This is a genomic window from Janthinobacterium tructae, assembly GCF_006517255.1.
GTDB classification, from domain to species: Bacteria; Pseudomonadota; Gammaproteobacteria; order Burkholderiales; family Burkholderiaceae_D; genus Janthinobacterium; species Janthinobacterium tructae.
In genome coordinates, this window is the sequence record NZ_CP041185.1 from 3747474 (window position 1) to 3763355 (window position 15882).

15 protein-coding genes are annotated in these 15882 nt (G+C 61.6%); 8 read left to right on the top strand and 7 right to left on the bottom strand.

The genetic code is table 11. The annotated features are described in order from the left end of the window. Positions 1–74: 74 nt before the first annotated feature. Both FJQ89_RS16455 and FJQ89_RS28740 read right to left on the bottom strand, forming a co-directional pair. On the bottom strand, positions 75–2321 hold the full coding sequence (locus FJQ89_RS16455; RefSeq protein WP_141170954.1) for an LPS-assembly protein LptD: 2247 nt from the start codon (positions 2319–2321) through the stop codon (positions 75–77). Between the two features lie 499 nt (positions 2322–2820). Next, complete coding sequence (locus tag FJQ89_RS28740) at positions 2821–3324, bottom strand: helix-turn-helix domain-containing protein (protein WP_423245168.1); 504 nt, start codon at positions 3322–3324, stop codon at positions 2821–2823. 92 nt (positions 3325–3416) lie between these two features. Between FJQ89_RS28740 and FJQ89_RS16465 the strand changes: the two genes are divergently transcribed. From FJQ89_RS16465 to FJQ89_RS16490, 6 genes are all read left to right on the top strand, one after another. After that, positions 3417–3980 carry a group II intron maturase-specific domain-containing protein gene (locus FJQ89_RS16465; RefSeq protein WP_243136088.1) on the top strand — a complete coding sequence of 188 codons (564 nt, stop codon included), beginning with the start codon at positions 3417–3419 and terminating at the stop codon, positions 3978–3980. A gap of 124 nt (positions 3981–4104) precedes the next feature. After that, positions 4105–5172, top strand: coding sequence for an aminoglycoside phosphotransferase family protein (locus FJQ89_RS16470; protein ID WP_141170955.1), 1068 nt, complete (start codon positions 4105–4107; stop codon positions 5170–5172). Between the two features lie 74 nt (positions 5173–5246). Continuing rightward, on the top strand, positions 5247–5966 hold the full coding sequence (gene murU, locus FJQ89_RS16475) for an N-acetylmuramate alpha-1-phosphate uridylyltransferase MurU (RefSeq protein WP_141170956.1): 720 nt from the start codon (positions 5247–5249) through the stop codon (positions 5964–5966). After that, positions 5966–7288, top strand: coding sequence for a Xaa-Pro aminopeptidase (gene pepP, locus FJQ89_RS16480; protein WP_168208579.1), 1323 nt, complete (start codon positions 5966–5968; stop codon positions 7286–7288). The genes murU and pepP overlap by 1 nt, the downstream gene beginning before the upstream one ends. A gap of 9 nt (positions 7289–7297) precedes the next feature. After that, the gene (locus FJQ89_RS16485; protein ID WP_141170958.1) at positions 7298–8440 is read left to right on the top strand and encodes a UbiH/UbiF/VisC/COQ6 family ubiquinone biosynthesis hydroxylase; all 1143 of its coding nucleotides are present in this window, start codon (positions 7298–7300) and stop codon (positions 8438–8440) included. 115 nt (positions 8441–8555) lie between these two features. Then, on the top strand, positions 8556–9509 hold the full coding sequence (locus FJQ89_RS16490; protein WP_141170959.1) for a GGDEF domain-containing protein: 954 nt from the start codon (positions 8556–8558) through the stop codon (positions 9507–9509). Between the two features lie 45 nt (positions 9510–9554). On the opposite strand, the gene FJQ89_RS16495 is transcribed toward FJQ89_RS16490, so the two are convergent. Genes FJQ89_RS16495 through FJQ89_RS16505 form a run of 3 tightly spaced genes read right to left on the bottom strand, consistent with a single transcriptional unit; the run spans position 9555 to position 12469 of the window. Beyond that, entirely contained in the window at positions 9555–11009 is a 1455-nt protein-coding gene (locus tag FJQ89_RS16495; protein ID WP_141172855.1) for an NAD(P)(+) transhydrogenase (Re/Si-specific) subunit beta, read from the bottom strand. A gap of 8 nt (positions 11010–11017) precedes the next feature. After that, positions 11018–11332 (bottom strand): NAD(P) transhydrogenase subunit alpha part 2, encoded by a 315-nt coding sequence (locus FJQ89_RS16500; protein WP_034745644.1) that lies wholly within the window; start codon positions 11330–11332, stop codon positions 11018–11020. 24 nt (positions 11333–11356) lie between these two features. After that, positions 11357–12469 (bottom strand): Re/Si-specific NAD(P)(+) transhydrogenase subunit alpha, encoded by a 1113-nt coding sequence (locus FJQ89_RS16505; RefSeq protein ID WP_141170960.1) that lies wholly within the window; start codon positions 12467–12469, stop codon positions 11357–11359. Positions 12470–12880: 411 nt separating this feature from the next. Here FJQ89_RS16505 and FJQ89_RS16510 point away from each other — a divergent pair, with 411 nt between their 5' ends. Together FJQ89_RS16510 and mnmA are read left to right on the top strand one after the other, a co-directional pair. Continuing rightward, positions 12881–13360 (top strand): NUDIX hydrolase, encoded by a 480-nt coding sequence (locus tag FJQ89_RS16510; RefSeq protein ID WP_010401817.1) that lies wholly within the window; start codon positions 12881–12883, stop codon positions 13358–13360. 41 nt (positions 13361–13401) lie between these two features. Continuing rightward, a complete protein-coding gene (gene mnmA, locus FJQ89_RS16515) occupies positions 13402–14523 on the top strand; it encodes a tRNA 2-thiouridine(34) synthase MnmA (protein WP_141170961.1) in 1122 nt (373 codons plus the stop codon). Here mnmA and FJQ89_RS16520 read toward each other — a convergent pair. Then, positions 14520–14930: a response regulator gene (locus FJQ89_RS16520; RefSeq protein WP_071075977.1), complete on the bottom strand. Its 411-nt coding sequence runs from the start codon at positions 14928–14930 to the stop codon at positions 14520–14522. The two genes, mnmA and FJQ89_RS16520, sit on opposite strands and share 4 nt — an antisense overlap. A 50-nt stretch (positions 14931–14980) precedes the next feature. Then, positions 14981–15754 carry a 5'-3' exonuclease gene (locus FJQ89_RS16525; protein WP_071075219.1) on the bottom strand — a complete coding sequence of 258 codons (774 nt, stop codon included), beginning with the start codon at positions 15752–15754 and terminating at the stop codon, positions 14981–14983. Positions 15755–15882 lie beyond the last annotated feature (128 nt).

A 15882-nucleotide genomic window follows, 5' to 3' on the forward strand; every position in this document is an offset into this window, starting at 1 on the left:
TCATGAGTTCAGGTGAATAAAAAAACCGGTTTGTGCCAGCGCCGGGGACACCAGCGACGGCAACGGTGCCTATCTTAACGGAGTGGCTGGCTCAGTGCCTGGTAGCCAGGGATGGTTTTGGTAAATGTTTCCAGTCCATTCGCGCCCAGACCCAGGCCATTCGACAAGCCCGTCAATTCCAGCTGGAAGAAGATCGGCGTCGAAACAGTATTGGACGTCGTCACGAAACGCTGCGCGCCCATGCGGAACACCCAGCAGTCGCCCTTGTATTCCAGACCGACCAGGCTTTCCAGCATGCTGCGATTCTTCAAGGAGTAACTGATGCGGCCCACGCCATACAGGCGGTCCGTCAACGGCCATTGGGTCGATACTTCCGCATTGCGCCAACCAGCATCTCCACGCTGGAAACGGTTGCTGAAATTCAATACTTTCTTGGCACCAGGCTGATATTGCAAGGTGTAGTTGTAGTTCATCAACTGGCGATCGCTGGGATTGTACTGCACCAGGCTGTCGACGGTCCAAGTCTCCGACACGCGGCCCGTTGCCGCCAGCAGGATATCCGAACGCGACTGGTTGACGGGCGTGGTCGAATTGAGCTGCACGCGCTGGTCGGCAAAATAGAAACGCTGGCCGAAGGTCAGGCGCATGCGCTCCGTGCCGTCCGACTGCAGGAAGCGCGAGACGACGGCGGCCGTGACCTGGTTGGCGTCGCCGATGCGGTCACTGCCGACAAAACGGTTTTCCGTGAAGATCTGCGTCAGGTTGAAGGTGCCGTCGGCCGTATCGAATTTCGGAAACTGCGACTGGTCGCGGTACGGCGTGTAGACGTAGAACAGGCGCGGCTCCAGGGTTTGCGTGCCGCCCTTGGCGCCAAACAGATTCGAGTCGCGTTCAAACACCAGGCCGCTGTCGACCGAGAAGGTGGGCACGGCGCGCGTAAACGAGGTCGTCGTAAACTGCAGCGCCTTGGTCCTGGCGTCATTATCCAGCTGATACGCACTGGCATTGAGCATCAGCTTGGGCGTGATGAAGTAGCCAGGGCGCATGATGGGGAAACTCACTTGCGGCACGGCCACCAGGCGCGATCCTTGCACCAGGGTCGGGTGGGAGAAGCGCGTCGCTTCCGCGTCGAAGGTCCAGTCGAAGCCGCCCCAGACGTCGTATTTGCCAGCGTGGAAGTTCACCGCCGGCAAGCGGTCATACGGGCGCGGCACGGTCACGTTGGGATCGGGATCCTGCAGCACCTGGTAATTCTGCACGCGCGCCGTCAGGCTCCAGTCCTCGGTGCGGTAATCGGTGCGCAATTCGCGCAGCAACTGGCGCTCGGTGGCGGTGGCGACGGTTTTCGAAAAATCGTTCGGGTAATTATTGTCCGATGCGTCGCGCAGATCCCAGCTGTAACTCCAGCCCTTGGCCAGCGCCTGCTCATGCTTGGACTTGATCATGTAGCGGTTGGTCTTGGTTTGCTTGTCATTAGGCAAGAACTCAACCGACGTTTCGCCGCTGTACAAGCCGGCATCCGTCTCGCCCATGTAGCGGCCCGTCGCACCGAGCTGGATGCCGCGCCGCTGTATGTAGCGCGGGAACAGCGTCAGGTCGCGGTTCGGCGCGATGTTCAGGTAATACGGCATCAGCAGCTCGAAACCGTTCTTCGAGGCAAAGCCCGGCGTGGGCGCCAGCCAGCCCGAGCGGCGCGCGCCCGACAGCGAAAACGAGATGCCCGGCGTGCCCAGGATCGGCACATCCTTGAAATAGATGATGGTCTTGCTGCCCGTACCCACGTCGCGGCCCGTATCGAGGTTCAAGGTGCTCGATTTCAGGTACCAGTCCGGATTCGGCCCTTCGCAGGTACTGTACGTACCGTCGATGACAGTGGCTTCGTCGGGGTTGATGAAGTCGACGCGCTCGGCCTTGCCCCGGCCGCCGCCCACTTCGAAGCGATACGTCGGGTTGAGCAGGAAACCCTTGCCGGTCTCCATGTTCAGTTTCAGGACGTCACCCGTGTAGTAATCGCCGAAACGCCACATCTTGATATGGCCCTCGGCGTCGAACTGATCTTCAACTTGTTTGTAACAAGCTGTATCGGCCGTCATTTTTGTGGTTTTTCCGCGCTCAATCACGACATTTTTATCGAGATTGATCTCCCTTTCGGGTCGTCCGTTCATGCTGTCCGCCGTCATGACGGTGGGCGCGTCGGGATCTTCCACATGAACCGGACGCGGTGCTTTCTGGGCGTGAACAGGCACCGTCGTGGCGGCGACGAGCGCGCTGATGGCGAAAGCCCAGCGCTGCGAAGGGGGGGAGGCCGAAAACCAGCTCATGAATTGGAAGGGGCAAGCACCATTGAGAGGCGATTTTTTGATTTGAATCCCTTATTATATGGGAATCTGTGCGACACGCCTTAAAGCTCGGGTAGCTAGCCCCGGTCGCAACGTGGCAGTAACGGCTAGCAGCGCAGGAACTGCGCAGGCAAATCCCTGGTTTACCAGTGATAAAACAGTCAGGGGCTCCCCGGAGTACCCATTCTTGGCAAGACAAGACACGCTACGAGAAGGTGCCTTGTCAGTCTTATACGCCCGCCGAATCACCGGCGAGTCGCTATTCCTTTGCCTGTTTTGTTTACATAAAACATTGAAACTGTAGTTTATTTGCAAAGCTTGTAGATATTTTACATTTGCTTACAATTTTCTATATTTCAACAGTTCTCTGCAAGACTCGGTTGTCTCTCAGCTGAGTCATACCCGAGTGAAACTCTTCGATATCTTGCCATGCTTCAGTGTTGCAACTGCTGCCATGACCGGATGTACGACCATCTGTCACCTACTTGAGTGTGCGTCGCCGGTAACGGCGGGGTGCAAAGGCCTCAGGGACAACGTACCCCCATTCTTTTCCGGCAGCCCGGCGTGCGAACGCCTGGCTGGAGACTGCGAGCAGCGATGCGGTCCAGGGGCCAGGTGTTCGTTTGCTCGCAGAATTGACCCACTCTGTTTGACCCGCCTTCCACTGCCTGGCAAACGCTGCCACGCGGTCGTATGACCCTGCATAGCCCAGCTCTTTCAGGTCCTCATGGATCTGCCTCAAATTGCGCCGCTGCTTACGCGGCTTGGTCGTCTCGGCCTTGAGCCACCCGGATAGCTGCACCGAGTATTTGTCTAATCCGCTAACTGATCGCCGCTCCGCATAGGAGGGCTCAGTGGTTTCCGATCGCAGATAGCGTCGGACGGTATTGCGAGAGATATCCAGTCGCCTGGCGATTTCTCGTATTGGGATCTGGTCACGAAGGTGCCAGCGTCGAACGATACCGAGTAGAGCCACGTTGATCACTCCGATCTCCTGCCGATAAGACAGGTGGAATTGTGCTACTAACGTGGGTCATATTCCGTTGCAAATTCGTGGGGAAAGTGGGGCAATTTTCAGTGCAACTTAACAATCACAGCCCTGTCGTCGCCAAAGAGGCGTTTTCGACGATGGAGTCGCTGCTGTACTGGCGGCTTCGTCGCTGGGCCATGCGCAGGCATCCGAAGAAAACCGACAATTGGATACGCGACCGATACTGGCGCCCAACGGAGAGTGGAAATCGGATGTTTGCAGCGGACGTTGTCACAAAGAATGGCAATAAGGCCATGAAGGAACTGTACTCGTTACCAGGTACAGCGATTCTGCGTCACACGAAGATCAAGGGCGGCTATCACCCCTACGATCCGCAATGGGAACTGTACGGCGAAACCCTTCGGCAGGAACGCATGTTGAAAAACATGTCTTACCGGCGCGAGTGGGCCAAGCTCTACCTCGACCAACGTGGCTTGTGCGCTCTGTGTGGATATGAGATGAACATGGAAACCGGATGGCATGACCACCACATGGAACACCGTGTGGCAGGTGGTTCCGACGCCCTTGGAAATCGCGTATTATTGCACCCAAATTGCCATATAAATGTGCACGCAAACGATTTACACGTTGCGAAGCCGGTCCCTGCATAGGGACTTTTATTATGCTTGAGCCGTGTGCGGTGAAAATCGCACGCACGGTTCTTAGGGGGGAGAGCTTCCAGCAATGGGGTTCTCCTACCCTCCGCATCATCAACCCGATTCCACAGGCCGCTTAATGTCATTCTCTTCCAATTCCTCCACCGCGCCGGCCCAGGCCGACGCTCGCCTGACCCTGTTGAAAGCCTGGTTGACCTCGCTTAACCTCGTCGCGCCCGATTCCGCCCGCCCCGCTTCCAGCGATGCCAGTTTCCGCCGCTACTACCGTCTCGATATGCTGCCAGGCAATACAACATTGCCAGGAAGTACACTGATTGCCATGGATGCGCCGCCCGAGCGCGAAAACGTGGCCGCCTTTGTCAAGGTGGCCGGCTTGCTGAAAGGTGCCGGCGTGTCCGTGCCCGAGATCATCGCGCAAGACCTGGACAACGGCTTCCTGCTGCTCTCCGACCTGGGCACGACCACCTACCTCGACGCATTGAACCACGACAACGCCAGCGTGCTGTACGCCGAAGCGCTGGAATCGTTGATGAAAATCCAGCTGGCCAGCCAGCCGGACGTACTGCCCGAATTCGACCGCGCTTTCATCCTGCGTGAAATGAATCTGTTCCCGGAATGGTTTATCGGCAAGCATCTGGGCGCCACCTTGACGGATGTGCAACAAACTCAGCTGGACAAGGTCTTCGAAGCCATCGCCGCAAATATCTTGTCGCAACAACAAGTATTCATGCACCGCGACTACCATTCGCGCAATTTGATGCACATCAACGATGGTTCGATTCCAAATCCCGGCATCCTCGATTTTCAGGACGCCGTTTTCGGTCCCGTCACCTATGACATCGCCTCGCTGCTGCGCGACGCCTACATCCAGTGGGATGAAGAACTGGTGCTCGACTGGGTAATCCGCTACTGGCAGCGCGCCAAGCAGCTGGGCTTGCCAGTCAATCCCGACATCGACGCCTTCTACCGCGATTTCGAATTCACGGCCCTGCAGCGCCACCTGAAAATCCTCGGCCTGTTCGCACGCCTGAATTACCGCGATGGCAAGGATCTGTACATGGGCGACCTGCCAACCGTGCTCGACTACGTGCGCAAGACCGCCAACCGCTACACGGAACTCAAGCCGCTGGTGCGTTTGCTCGATGCGCTGGAAAACAAGGTCCCGCAAGTCGGCTACACTTTTTAATCAGCGCACCTGATCCGTCCGCAGCGGGGCCACGGCCCCGCCTTTCACTTATTGCACAGAGAACGAGTTCCACCATGAAAGCCATGATCTTTGCCGCAGGCCGCGGTGAACGGATGCGTCCGCTTACCGATACCTGTCCCAAACCGCTGCTGAAAGTGCGCGGCCGCCCGCTGATCGTCTGGCATGTGCTGAACCTGGTGCGCGCCGGCATCACGGACATCGTCATCAACCACTCCCACCTGGGCCACCTGATCGAGGAAACCCTGGGCGACGGCAGCGCGTACGGCGCGCGCATCGCGTATTCGCCGGAAAGCACGCCGCTGGAAACGGCGGGCGGCATCGCCCAGGCGCGCCACTTGCTGGGCGATGAACCATTTCTCGCCATTTCCGGCGACATCTATTGCCCCTACTTTGACTTCAAGCAAGTACTCGACGTGCTGGCCGACAAAGACGTGCTGGGCACGCCGTACCCGGCCGACCAGCGCGACATCGCCTGGACTTACCTGGTGCCCAATCCCGACTTCCATCCGAACGGCGACTTCGGCCTGACCTTGTTCGCGATCAACAATACGGACGACACCAAGTGGACCTTCGCCAATATCGGCGTATACCGTCCCGAAATGTTCGACGGCATCACGCCGGGCAGCCACGCCAGACTGGGTGACCTGCTGCGCAGCTACGCGGACCAGGGCCGCGTGGGCGGCGAAATCTATCCGGGCGAATGGACGAATGTGGGCACGCCACAGCAGCTCGACGCGCTCAATGGCGTCACGGCCAAGGCCAGCGCAACATGATGGCCAATTACGCGGCACGGCGCGCGGCGCTGCTGGCGCAGATGCTGCCGGGCAGCGTGGCCATCCTCGCCACGGCGCCCGAAGTGCCGCGCAACAGCGATTGCGATTATCCGTATCGTCACGACAGCTATTTTTACTACCTCAGCGGTTTCACGGAACCCGACAGCGCCGTGGCGCTGGTGGCCGCCAGCGCCACGGCGCCCGCGCGCACCATCCTGTTTTGCCGCGCCAAGAATACCGAGCGCGAAATCTGGGACGGCTTCCGGCAGGGCCCGGAGGCGGCGCGCGCCAGCTTCGGTTTTGACAGCGCCTTCCCCATCGAGGAACTCGACGTGGAGATGACGCGCCTGCTGGCCGACTCTCCTGCCATTTACTATGCGCTGGGCGGCAGCCTCGATGCACAAGTCAAGGTCTGGCGGCACAACATACGGCAAAAAGCCCGCAGCGGCGTCACGGCGCCCGCCATTGCGCATGACATCAATGACATGCTCGACGCCATGCGCCTGCTGAAAGACACGGAAGAACAAAACCTGATGCGCCGCGCGGCCGCCATTTCCAGCGCCGCCCACGTGCGCGCCATGCGCGCCACGCGGCCCGGCATGCATGAATACGCGCTGGAAGCGGAGCTGCTGTACGAATTTCGCCGCAGCGGCGCGCAGTTTCCCGCGTATTCCTCCATCGTGGCGGGAGGCGACAACGCCTGCATCCTGCATTACAGCGCCAACAACGCGGTACTACAGGACGGCGAACTGGTGCTGATCGACGCCGGCTGCGAACTCGATGGCTACGCCTCCGACATCACGCGCACGTATCCTGTCAACGGCCGCTTCAGCGGCCCGCAACAGGCGCTGTATGAACTGGTGCTGGCCGCGCAGCAGGCAGCGCTGGACATGGTGCGCCCCGGCTTGCCGCACAGCGCCATCCACGAGGCGGCCGTGCAGGTGCTGGCGCAGGGCATGCTGGACCTGGGTTTGCTGGACCGGCAAAAATGCGGCAGTGTGCAGGACGTCGTCGCCGACAAGGCTTATATGCCCTTCTACATGCACGGCACCAGCCACTGGCTGGGCATGGATGTGCACGACGTGGGCGCCTACCGCGACACGGGCGCGCCCGGCAAGCCGTGGCGCGCTTTGGCACCGGGCATGGTGCTGACGGTGGAACCGGGCATCTATGTGCGCCCCGGCGCGGGCGTGCCGGAGCAGTTCTGGCATACCGGCATCCGCATCGAAGACGATGTGCTGGTCACGCCACAAGGCCATGAAGTCTTCAGCACGGCGCCCAAGAGCGTCGCTGAAATCGAACAACTGATGTCACAGGATTAACGCCGCCGCATGCATACACCGTCCACTTTCGATCTCGCCATCTGCGGCGCCGGCCCCGTCGGCATGGCGCTGGCCGCCCTGCTGGTGCAGCGGGGCAGCCGCGCCGCCGGCATCGCCCTGCTCGACGCCAAGTCGCTCGAACAAGCCAGGCGCGACCCGCGCACCATCGCCCTGTCGCACGGCAGCCGCCAGATTCTCGAGGAAGCGGGCGCCTGGCCCGTGGCAGCGACCCCGATTCATCAGATTCACGTTTCGCGACGCGGCCAGTTCGGGCGCAGCCTGATGGACCGCAGCGAGCATGGCGTCGAGGCGCTCGGTTATGTGGCGCGTTACGGCGCCGTCGTCAGCGCGCTGGCCGACGTGTGCGAGCGCCTGGGCGTGGCCAGCTTGCGCCCGGCGCTGGTGACGGGCACTGAGGAAGACGCCGACAGCGTCAGCGTGCAGATCGACCAGGCGGGCGCCGCATCGAGCTTGCGCGCCAGCCTGCTGGTACAGGCCGAGGGCGGCCTGTTCGGCCAGCAGCCGGAGCGCGCCGTCAGCCGCGATTATGGCCAAAGCGCCATTATTGCCCATGTGCGCGCAAGCACCCCCATCGCCCACCGCGCCTACGAGCGCTTCACCGACGAAGGCCCGCTGGCCCTGCTGCCGCAGGACGACGGCTACGCGCTGGTGTGGTGCGTGCCGCCCACGCGCGCCGAACAGTTGCTGGCCCTGGACGACGCAGCCTTCCTGGCCCGCCTGGGCGCCGCCTTCGGCAGCCGCCTGGGACGCTTTACCCACACGACGGGCCGCCTGGCCTATCCACTGGGTCTGAACGCGCAGGCGGGCGGCACGGCGCGCACGGTCGCCATCGGCAATGCGGCGCAAACCCTGCACCCGGTGGCAGGGCAAGGTCTGAACCTGGGCTTGCGCGACGCCGCCGTGCTGGCCCGCGTGCTGGCGCAGGACAGCAGCCCGGCCGGCCTGGAACACTATGCGCAATTGCGCCAGGCCGACCGGGGACTGACCGTGCGCGTCACCGACACCATGGCGCGCATTTTCACGGGCAGCGCCCCTGCGCAAGGCTTGCTGGGACTGTCGCTGGGCTTGCTGGACGTTTTCAGCCCGGCGCGCAGAAGCTTGGCGGAACTGATGATGTACGGCCGCCGCTGAATCTTGGCAATAAAAAAAGAACACGGGCGAAAAAGAAACAGCGAGCATCTCCGGCATGGAGTAAACGGCCTGCGGATGCGACAATGCCTGTCACCTGGCTTTCGGCGACCGTTCCATGACAGATACTTTGCCCGCAGCACCGCCTGCCGCTCTTCCCGAAGTACTTTTTTTCCGTCTGCTGGAAGATGCCCTCGACGCCGTCATCATCATCGACGAGCAGTGCCGCATCCGCTATATCAATGGCGCCATGCAGGCGCTGTCGGGCTATGCCAGCGGAGAGTTGCTGGGCCAGACACTGAACGGCCTGCTGCCCGACGCCGTCGGCGCGCAGCATGACAACCTCGTGCTCAACTACATCCGCAGCTCACGCAGCTCCAGCGTGCTGGGCAAGATACGCGAATTTGCCATTCGCCACCGCGACGCGCAAATGATCCCCATCGAAATGAAGGCGCTGGACCTGGGCGTGGTCGACGGCATGCGCTATTTCGGCGCCTTTTTGCTCGATGTGCGCGAACGGCGCGAACTGGCGGCAAAAAACGCCAGCCTGCTGGCGCAGCTGGAACAGCAGGCGCTGTACGATGCGCTGACGTCGCTGCCCAACCGGCGCGCCTATGAAGCGCAGGCCGAGCAGGCGATGGCGCGCGCGGCGCGCAGCGGCGCCGCCCTGAGCGTGGGCGTGGCCGACCTCGACCACTTTAAAAAGATCAACGACCGCTACGGCCACGCCGTGGGCGACGCCGTACTGCGCACGGTGGCGCAGGCGCTGCGCGACACGGGACGCATCACCGACGTGGCGGCGCGCCTCGGTGGCGAGGAATTCGGCCTGCTCTTCCCGGACGCCAGCCTGCAGCAGGCCTACCAGGTAGCGGAACGCATCCGCGCAGCCGTGGCAGCGGCGGTCACCGTGCTGCCCGACGGCAGCCCGTTGCACGTCACCATCAGCATCGGCGTGGCGTCGCTGGTGCAAGGCGCCAGCCTGGACGCGGCCATATCGGATGCCGACAAGGCCCTGTACGCGGCCAAGCGTCAGGGACGCAATAAAGTCGTCGCGGCAGCGGCCGGCCAATAAAAACGGCCCGCGCAAGGCGGGCCGTCCGGTCGCTGCAAGCGGCATTTATTCGATCGCTTTCAGCATATCCTCGATCACCTTCTTGGCGTCGCCAAACACCATCATCGTGTTCGGCTGGTAGAACAGTTCATTGTCCAGGCCCGCATAGCCGGAAGCCATCGAGCGCTTGTTGACGATGATGCTCTTGGCCTTGTAGGCTTCCAGGATAGGCATGCCGGCGATCGGCGATGTCGGATCTTTCGCCGCCGGGTTGACCACGTCGTTCGCGCCCAGCACCAGCACCACGTCCGTCTGGCCGAATTCGCCGTTGATGTCTTCCATTTCGAAGACCTGGTCGTATGGTACTTCCGCCTCGGCCAGCAGCACATTCATGTGGCCCGGCATGCGCCCTGCCACCGGGTGGATCGCATACTTGACGGTGATGCCCTTGTGCGTGAGTTTTTCCACCAGTTCCTTGAGCGAGTGCTGCGCGCGCGCCACGGCCAGGCCGTAGCCGGGCACGATGATGACGGTTTCCGCATTGCTCATGATGAAGGCGGCGTCGTCGGCCGAACCCGATTTCACGGGACGCTGTTCCTGCGCGCCAGCCACGCCTGCCGCCGGCGCAGCGCCGCCGAAGCCACCGAGGATGACGTTGAAGAACGAGCGGTTCATGGCCTTGCACATGATGTACGACAGGATCGCGCCGGAAGAACCGACCAATGACCCCGCGATGATCAGCATCGAGTTATTCAGCGAAAAGCCGATGCCGGCCGCGGCCCAGCCGGAGTAACTGTTGAGCATCGACACCACCACCGGCATGTCGGCGCCACCGATGGGAATGATGATCAGCACGCCCAGCGCAAAGGCGATGAGGGTCATGATGACGAATGGCATCCAGGCCGGCTCCACCCCGTCGGCGAAACAGAACGCCAGGCCCAGGCCGACCATCACCAGCGCCAGCACCAGGTTGAGCATGTGCTGGCCCTTGAAGCTGACGGGTGCGCCCTGGAACAGGCGGAACTTGTATTTGCCCGACAGCTTGCCGAAAGCGATCACCGAGCCGGAGAAAGTGATGGCGCCGACAAAGGTGCCGATGAACAGCTCGAAACGGTTACCGATGGGCAGCGCCTCGCCGTGCTTGGCGATATTGAAGGCCCACGGTTCCGACACGGCCGCCACGGCGATGCACACGGCCGCCAGGCCGATCAGCGAATGCATGGCCGCCACCAGTTCCGGCATCTTCGTCATTTCCACGGTTTTTGCCAGGTAGGCGCCGATGGCGCCGCCCGTGACGATGCCGATGATGACGAGGGTCAGGCCCATGCCGCCCGTTTGCTGCTCTTTCAGTTTCAGGATCAGCGCCACGGTGGTGACGGCGGCAATCGCCATGCCGCTCATGCCGAAGGCATTGCCGCGGCGCGCCGTCGAGGGCGACGACAGGCCTTTCAAGGCCTGGATGAAGCACACCGAGGCGATCAGGTACATCATCGTCACCAGATTCATGGTGACGAAGCTCATGGCGTGACTCATTCTTTTGCTCCTTGCTTGGCCTTCGGTTCTTTTTTGCGGAACATCTCGAGCATGCGCTGCGTGACGAGGAAGCCGCCAAACACGTTGACGGCGGCCAGCGCCACGGCCAGCGTGCCGGCCACCTGCGCCAGCGGGCCATCGGTCAGGCCGGCCGCCAGCATGGCGCCGACGATGATGATGGCGGAAATGGCATTGGTAACGGCCATCAGCGGCGTGTGCAGCGCCGGCGTGACAGTCCAGACGACGTGGTAGCCGACATAAATGGCCAGCACGAAGATGATCAGGTTGGTGATGGTGTGACTGATTTCCATGATGTTGTTCTCTCCGGCGCCGCGTTATTTACGTAAGATTTCACTACCTGCGCACACCAGGCTGGCCTTGATGATTTCATCCTCGCGGTCGATCAGCAACTGGTCGTCCTTGTCGATGATGAGCTTTAAGAAGTCCAGCACGTTGCGCGCATACAGGGCAGAAGCATCGGCCGCCACCAGGGTCGCCAGGTTCGGCTCGCCCACGATGTAGACGCCGTGCTTGATGACCGTCTTGCCCAGTTCTGACAGGGGGCAGTTGCCGCCCTGCTCGACGGCCAGGTCGACGATGACGGAACCGGGCTTCATGGCTTTCACCGTTTCTTCGGAGATCAGCACGGGCGCGGCGCGGCCGGGGATCAGGGCGGTGGTGATGATGATGTCGGCCAGTTTCGCCCGTTCATGCACCAGTTCGGCCTGGCGGCGCATCCAGTCGGCCGGCATGGCGCGCGCATAGCCGCCCGAGCCCTTGGCGATTTCCTTTTCTTCCTCGGTCAGGAAAGGCACGTCGAGGAACTTGGCGCCCAGCGACTCCACTTGTTCCTTGACGGGCGGGCGCACGTCGGAGGCCTCGATGACGGCGCCCAGGCGCTTGGCCGTGGCGATCGCCTGCAAGCCCGCCACGCCCACGCCCATGATCAGTACGCGGGCCGCCTTGACGGTGCCGGCCGCCGTCATCAGCATGGGCATGAAGCGCTGGTAGGTATTGGCCGCCACCAGCACCGCCTTGTAGCCGGCGATATTCGCCTGCGACGACAGCACGTCCATCGACTGCGCGCGCGTGATGCGCGGCACGGCTTCCAGCGCGAAGGCGGACAGGCCGGCCATCGCCATGGCGGCGATATTGTCGGCGTCAAACGGGTTCAACATGCCGATCAGCACCGTGCCGCTGGCCATCAGGGCCCGTTCCCCGGCGTCCGGTGCGCGCACCTTGAGCACGATGGCGCAGCCATAGGCTTCCTGGGCGGTGCCGATCTGCGCGCCGACGGCGGCATACGCCTCGTCGGGAATCGACGCTTGCAAGCCCGCTCCCGCCTGCACGATGATCTGATGCTTGGCTGCCAGCTTCTTGACTGTCTCGGGCGTGGCTGCCACCCGCGTTTCACCAGGCCGTGTTTCGGCCGGTATGCCTATCCTCATGATGCCTCCGCTAATTGATAAACTGACTAGAATCTAACACGGAAAGCAGCGCGTTAAACGTTTGTGAACCAGCAACTTCTAGTTGTACGACACTAATTTCATCAGCATCCCCCGATTCGTTTCACCATGCGGCGCGGCGACCATATTGTGGAAATGTGTGTCAATCTCACCACAGTCGAGCCTGCGTGCGCGCTTGTTTTGACCACAGGGAAAGCCTATATTAGCGGGCGTTTCCTGCCATCTTGCCGACTAAGCCCCCATGCTAGTGCGCGCTCCGGGAAAGACGTAAGTACCTCCCACCGCTATTTGCTAAAACGTTGTCATTTATCAATATGTCCGCGCAACAGAAGGCCGGGTTCAAACCGCGCGCGCAGAACAAGATAAAATGTCGGCTCTTTCAAGGATGGAATCATGCCGAGAATCTGGAAACCCTCTGTCACCGTTGCCGCCATCGTCGAGCGCGACGGCCTGTTTTTACTGATTGAAGAAGAAACCAGCGAAGGCATCAAGCTCAACCAGCCGGCCGGTCATCTCGACCCGTTCGAGTCGCTGGAACAGGCGGTGATCCGCGAAACGCTGGAAGAAGCGGCCTACGATTTCATCCCCACGGCACTGGTCGGCATGTACATGTCGCGCTATCAGTCATTGCGCACGGGCGAGGACGTGACCTATTTGCGCTTCACCTTTTGCGGCACGGCCGGCGCCGAGCATGACCGCCCGCTGGACGAAGGCATCATCCGTACCCTGTGGATGACGCGCGACGAGCTGGCGGCATGCCAGGAGCGCCACCGCAGCCCTCTGGTGCTGCAGTGCGTGGACGAATACCTGGCTGGCCGGCGCGCGCCGCTGGCCCTGCTGCACACGCATGCGTCCGTTTTTAATAGTGCATAGACCCGCGCATAGCAATCATTTAAAAGTAACTGGAAAGCAAGATGAGCAAGAAGAAAGTCGTTATCGGCATGTCCGGCGGGGTCGATTCCTCGGTCGCGGCATGGATGCTGAAGGAACAAGGCTATGAAGTCATCGGCCTGTTCATGAAAAACTGGGAAGATGACGACGATTCGGAATACTGCTCCACGCGCCAGGACTGGATCGACGCGGCCAGCGTGGCCGACGTCATCGGCGTTGATATCGAAGCCGTCAATTTCGCCTCCGAATACAAGGACCGCGTGTTCGCCGATTTTTTACGCGAATACCAGGCCGGCCGCACGCCGAACCCGGACGTGCTGTGCAACGCTGAAATCAAGTTCAAGGCCTTCCTCGACCACGCCATGACCCTGGGCGCCGACCTGATCGCCACCGGCCACTACGCGCGCGTGCGCCAGGCGCCGACGGACGCTGGACGCTATGAACTGCTGAAAGCCGTCGATGCCAGCAAGGACCAAAGCTACTTCCTGCACCGTTTGAACCAGGCGCAGTTGTCGAAAACCCTGTTTCCGCTCGGTGAAATCCCGAAGACGCAAGTGCGCAAGATCGCCGAACAGCTGGCGCTGCCGAACGCGCAGAAGAAGGATTCGACGGGCATCTGTTTTATCGGCGAACGCCCGTTCCGCGAATTTTTGAACCGCTATCTGTCGTACCAGCCCGGCCCCATGAAAACGGCCGACGGCAAGACGGTAGGCGAACACGTGGGCCTGAGTTTTTATACGCTGGGCCAGCGCAAGGGCATCGGCATCGGCGGCGTGAAGTCGTACCAGAATGCCGATGGCAGCAGCGACGCCTGGTATGTGGCGCGCAAGGATATCGCCAATAACACCCTGTGGGTGGTGCAGGGCCATGACCATCCGTGGCTGCTGTCGCCCGCCTTGACGGCGGACCAGGCCAGCTGGGTCGCGGGCGTGGCGCCGCAGGCGGGCGCCCTGTCCGCCAAGACGCGCTACCGCCAGGCCGATGTGGCTTGCCAGCTGCTGCCGGAGGGGAATGAACACTTCAGCCTGGCGTTTGACCAGGCGCAATGGGCCGTCACGCCGGGCCAGTCAGCCGTGCTGTATGACGGCGATGTCTGCCTGGGCGGCGGGATTATCGCCAGCGCGACGGGCCTGGCAGGCGTCTAAGTATTGCCCTGCGCAGCGGCGGCCAGTGCCTGTTGCTGCTTGCGCACCATGGCAATGACCGTGTTGCGCACGGTTTTCAGGACCGTGTCGGCCATGAAGGGTTTGACGATGAAGCCCGACACGCCCATCGCATGGGCCGCCTGCAGCGAGGCGGCGTCGATGCCGCCCGAGACCATGAAAATGAGCGTCTTCGGGTACTGGGCGCGGATGGTTTGCACCACATTGCTGCCGTCTTCCACCTGCTCGCGCGCGATGCACACGAAATGCGGATGGTGCTTGACCAGCAGCGCCAGTCCCAGCGCGCTGGTATGCGTCTGCCCGCAGACATCGTAGCCGCCATCGGTCAGGACCGTGTTCAGCAGGCCGCGCGCCACGGCGCTGCTATCGATCAGGACTGTTTTTAACATCATGATTGCTTCCCTTGCTTGATTTATTCCGCGTTCTGGCTGGAAGAGCTCTATTTTTCCCACACGAGCTTGTTCCAGGTCACGCCCAACGTGACATCCGTTTTGAGCGCAACTAACTTTCTTGAAAGATACAGTATTTCCCGCTCTTTTCGCAGGCTTTCGCCCAGCGCACCGGGCAAAATCCCCGCGCCGGCCATCACGGCGTCGATATTGCCGTAACCGCGCAACAGTTTCGCCCCCGTTTTCAGGCCGATCTTCGACACCCCGGGGATGCTGTCGGTGACGTCGCCCATCAGCGCCAGCAAGTCGGGCAGCAGTTCCGGCGGCACGCCGAACTTTTTCTCGACCCAGGCGCGGTCGTGCCAGATGCCCTTGAAATGGTCCCACACCAGCGCGCCGTGCGCGATCAGGCCATGTAAATCCTTGTCGGTGGTGGCGATGACGGCCGCGCCGCGCCCCTCGTGCAGCCAGCGCATGACGGCCGTGCCGATCACGTCGTCGGCCTCGACCTCGGGAATGCTGACCACGTGCATGCCGAAGCTGGCCAGGGTGGCGTAAAAGCCGGGCAAGGCGTCGCGCAGCACCTGCGGCATGGGCTGGCGCCCCTCGCGGTAACCGGCATACAGGGCGTGGCGCCAGGTCGGGCCGCCAAAGTCGAAGGCCGGCAGGATGTGCGTCGGCTCGTGGTCATTGATGAGCGTGCGGAACGACGACAGCGCGTGGCGCAGCGCGATCTCCGCCTTCAGGTCGGAATCGGGTTCAGGACTGGCTTCGTAGACGCGGCGTACGATATTCAAGCCGTCGATAGCGAGGAGTCTGGCCATGCGGTAAGTGGATACTGGTTGAATCGGGCATTTTACCGTATGGCGCCGGGGATATTCCCAGCATATTCCCCTTGGCAGGATTCACGCGGCCTCACAGCACCGAACAAAACCGTAGCGAGCGGAAGGGA

Bases quoted from the DNA above. Each gene is read 5' to 3' on its own strand.
- FJQ89_RS16455 (WP_141170954.1), bottom strand. From the start codon at position 2,321: ATGAGCTGGTTTTCGGCCTCCCCCCCTTCGCAGCGCTGGGCTTTCGCC.
- FJQ89_RS16470 (WP_141170955.1), top strand. From the start codon at position 4,105: ATGTCATTCTCTTCCAATTCCTCCACCGCGCCGGCCCAGGCCGACGCT.
- murU (WP_141170956.1), top strand. From the start codon at position 5,247: ATGAAAGCCATGATCTTTGCCGCAGGCCGCGGTGAACGGATGCGTCCG.
- pepP (WP_168208579.1), top strand. From the start codon at position 5,966: ATGGCCAATTACGCGGCACGGCGCGCGGCGCTGCTGGCGCAGATGCTG.
- FJQ89_RS16485 (WP_141170958.1), top strand. From the start codon at position 7,298: ATGCATACACCGTCCACTTTCGATCTCGCCATCTGCGGCGCCGGCCCC.
- FJQ89_RS16490 (WP_141170959.1), top strand. From the start codon at position 8,556: ATGACAGATACTTTGCCCGCAGCACCGCCTGCCGCTCTTCCCGAAGTA.
- FJQ89_RS16495 (WP_141172855.1), bottom strand. From the start codon at position 11,009: ATGAGCTTCGTCACCATGAATCTGGTGACGATGATGTACCTGATCGCC.
- FJQ89_RS16500 (WP_034745644.1), bottom strand. From the start codon at position 11,332: ATGGAAATCAGTCACACCATCACCAACCTGATCATCTTCGTGCTGGCC.
- FJQ89_RS16505 (WP_141170960.1), bottom strand. From the start codon at position 12,469: ATGAGGATAGGCATACCGGCCGAAACACGGCCTGGTGAAACGCGGGTG.
- FJQ89_RS16510 (WP_010401817.1), top strand. From the start codon at position 12,881: ATGCCGAGAATCTGGAAACCCTCTGTCACCGTTGCCGCCATCGTCGAG.
- mnmA (WP_141170961.1), top strand. From the start codon at position 13,402: ATGAGCAAGAAGAAAGTCGTTATCGGCATGTCCGGCGGGGTCGATTCC.
- FJQ89_RS16520 (WP_071075977.1), bottom strand. From the start codon at position 14,930: ATGTTAAAAACAGTCCTGATCGATAGCAGCGCCGTGGCGCGCGGCCTG.
- FJQ89_RS16525 (WP_071075219.1), bottom strand. From the start codon at position 15,754: ATGGCCAGACTCCTCGCTATCGACGGCTTGAATATCGTACGCCGCGTC.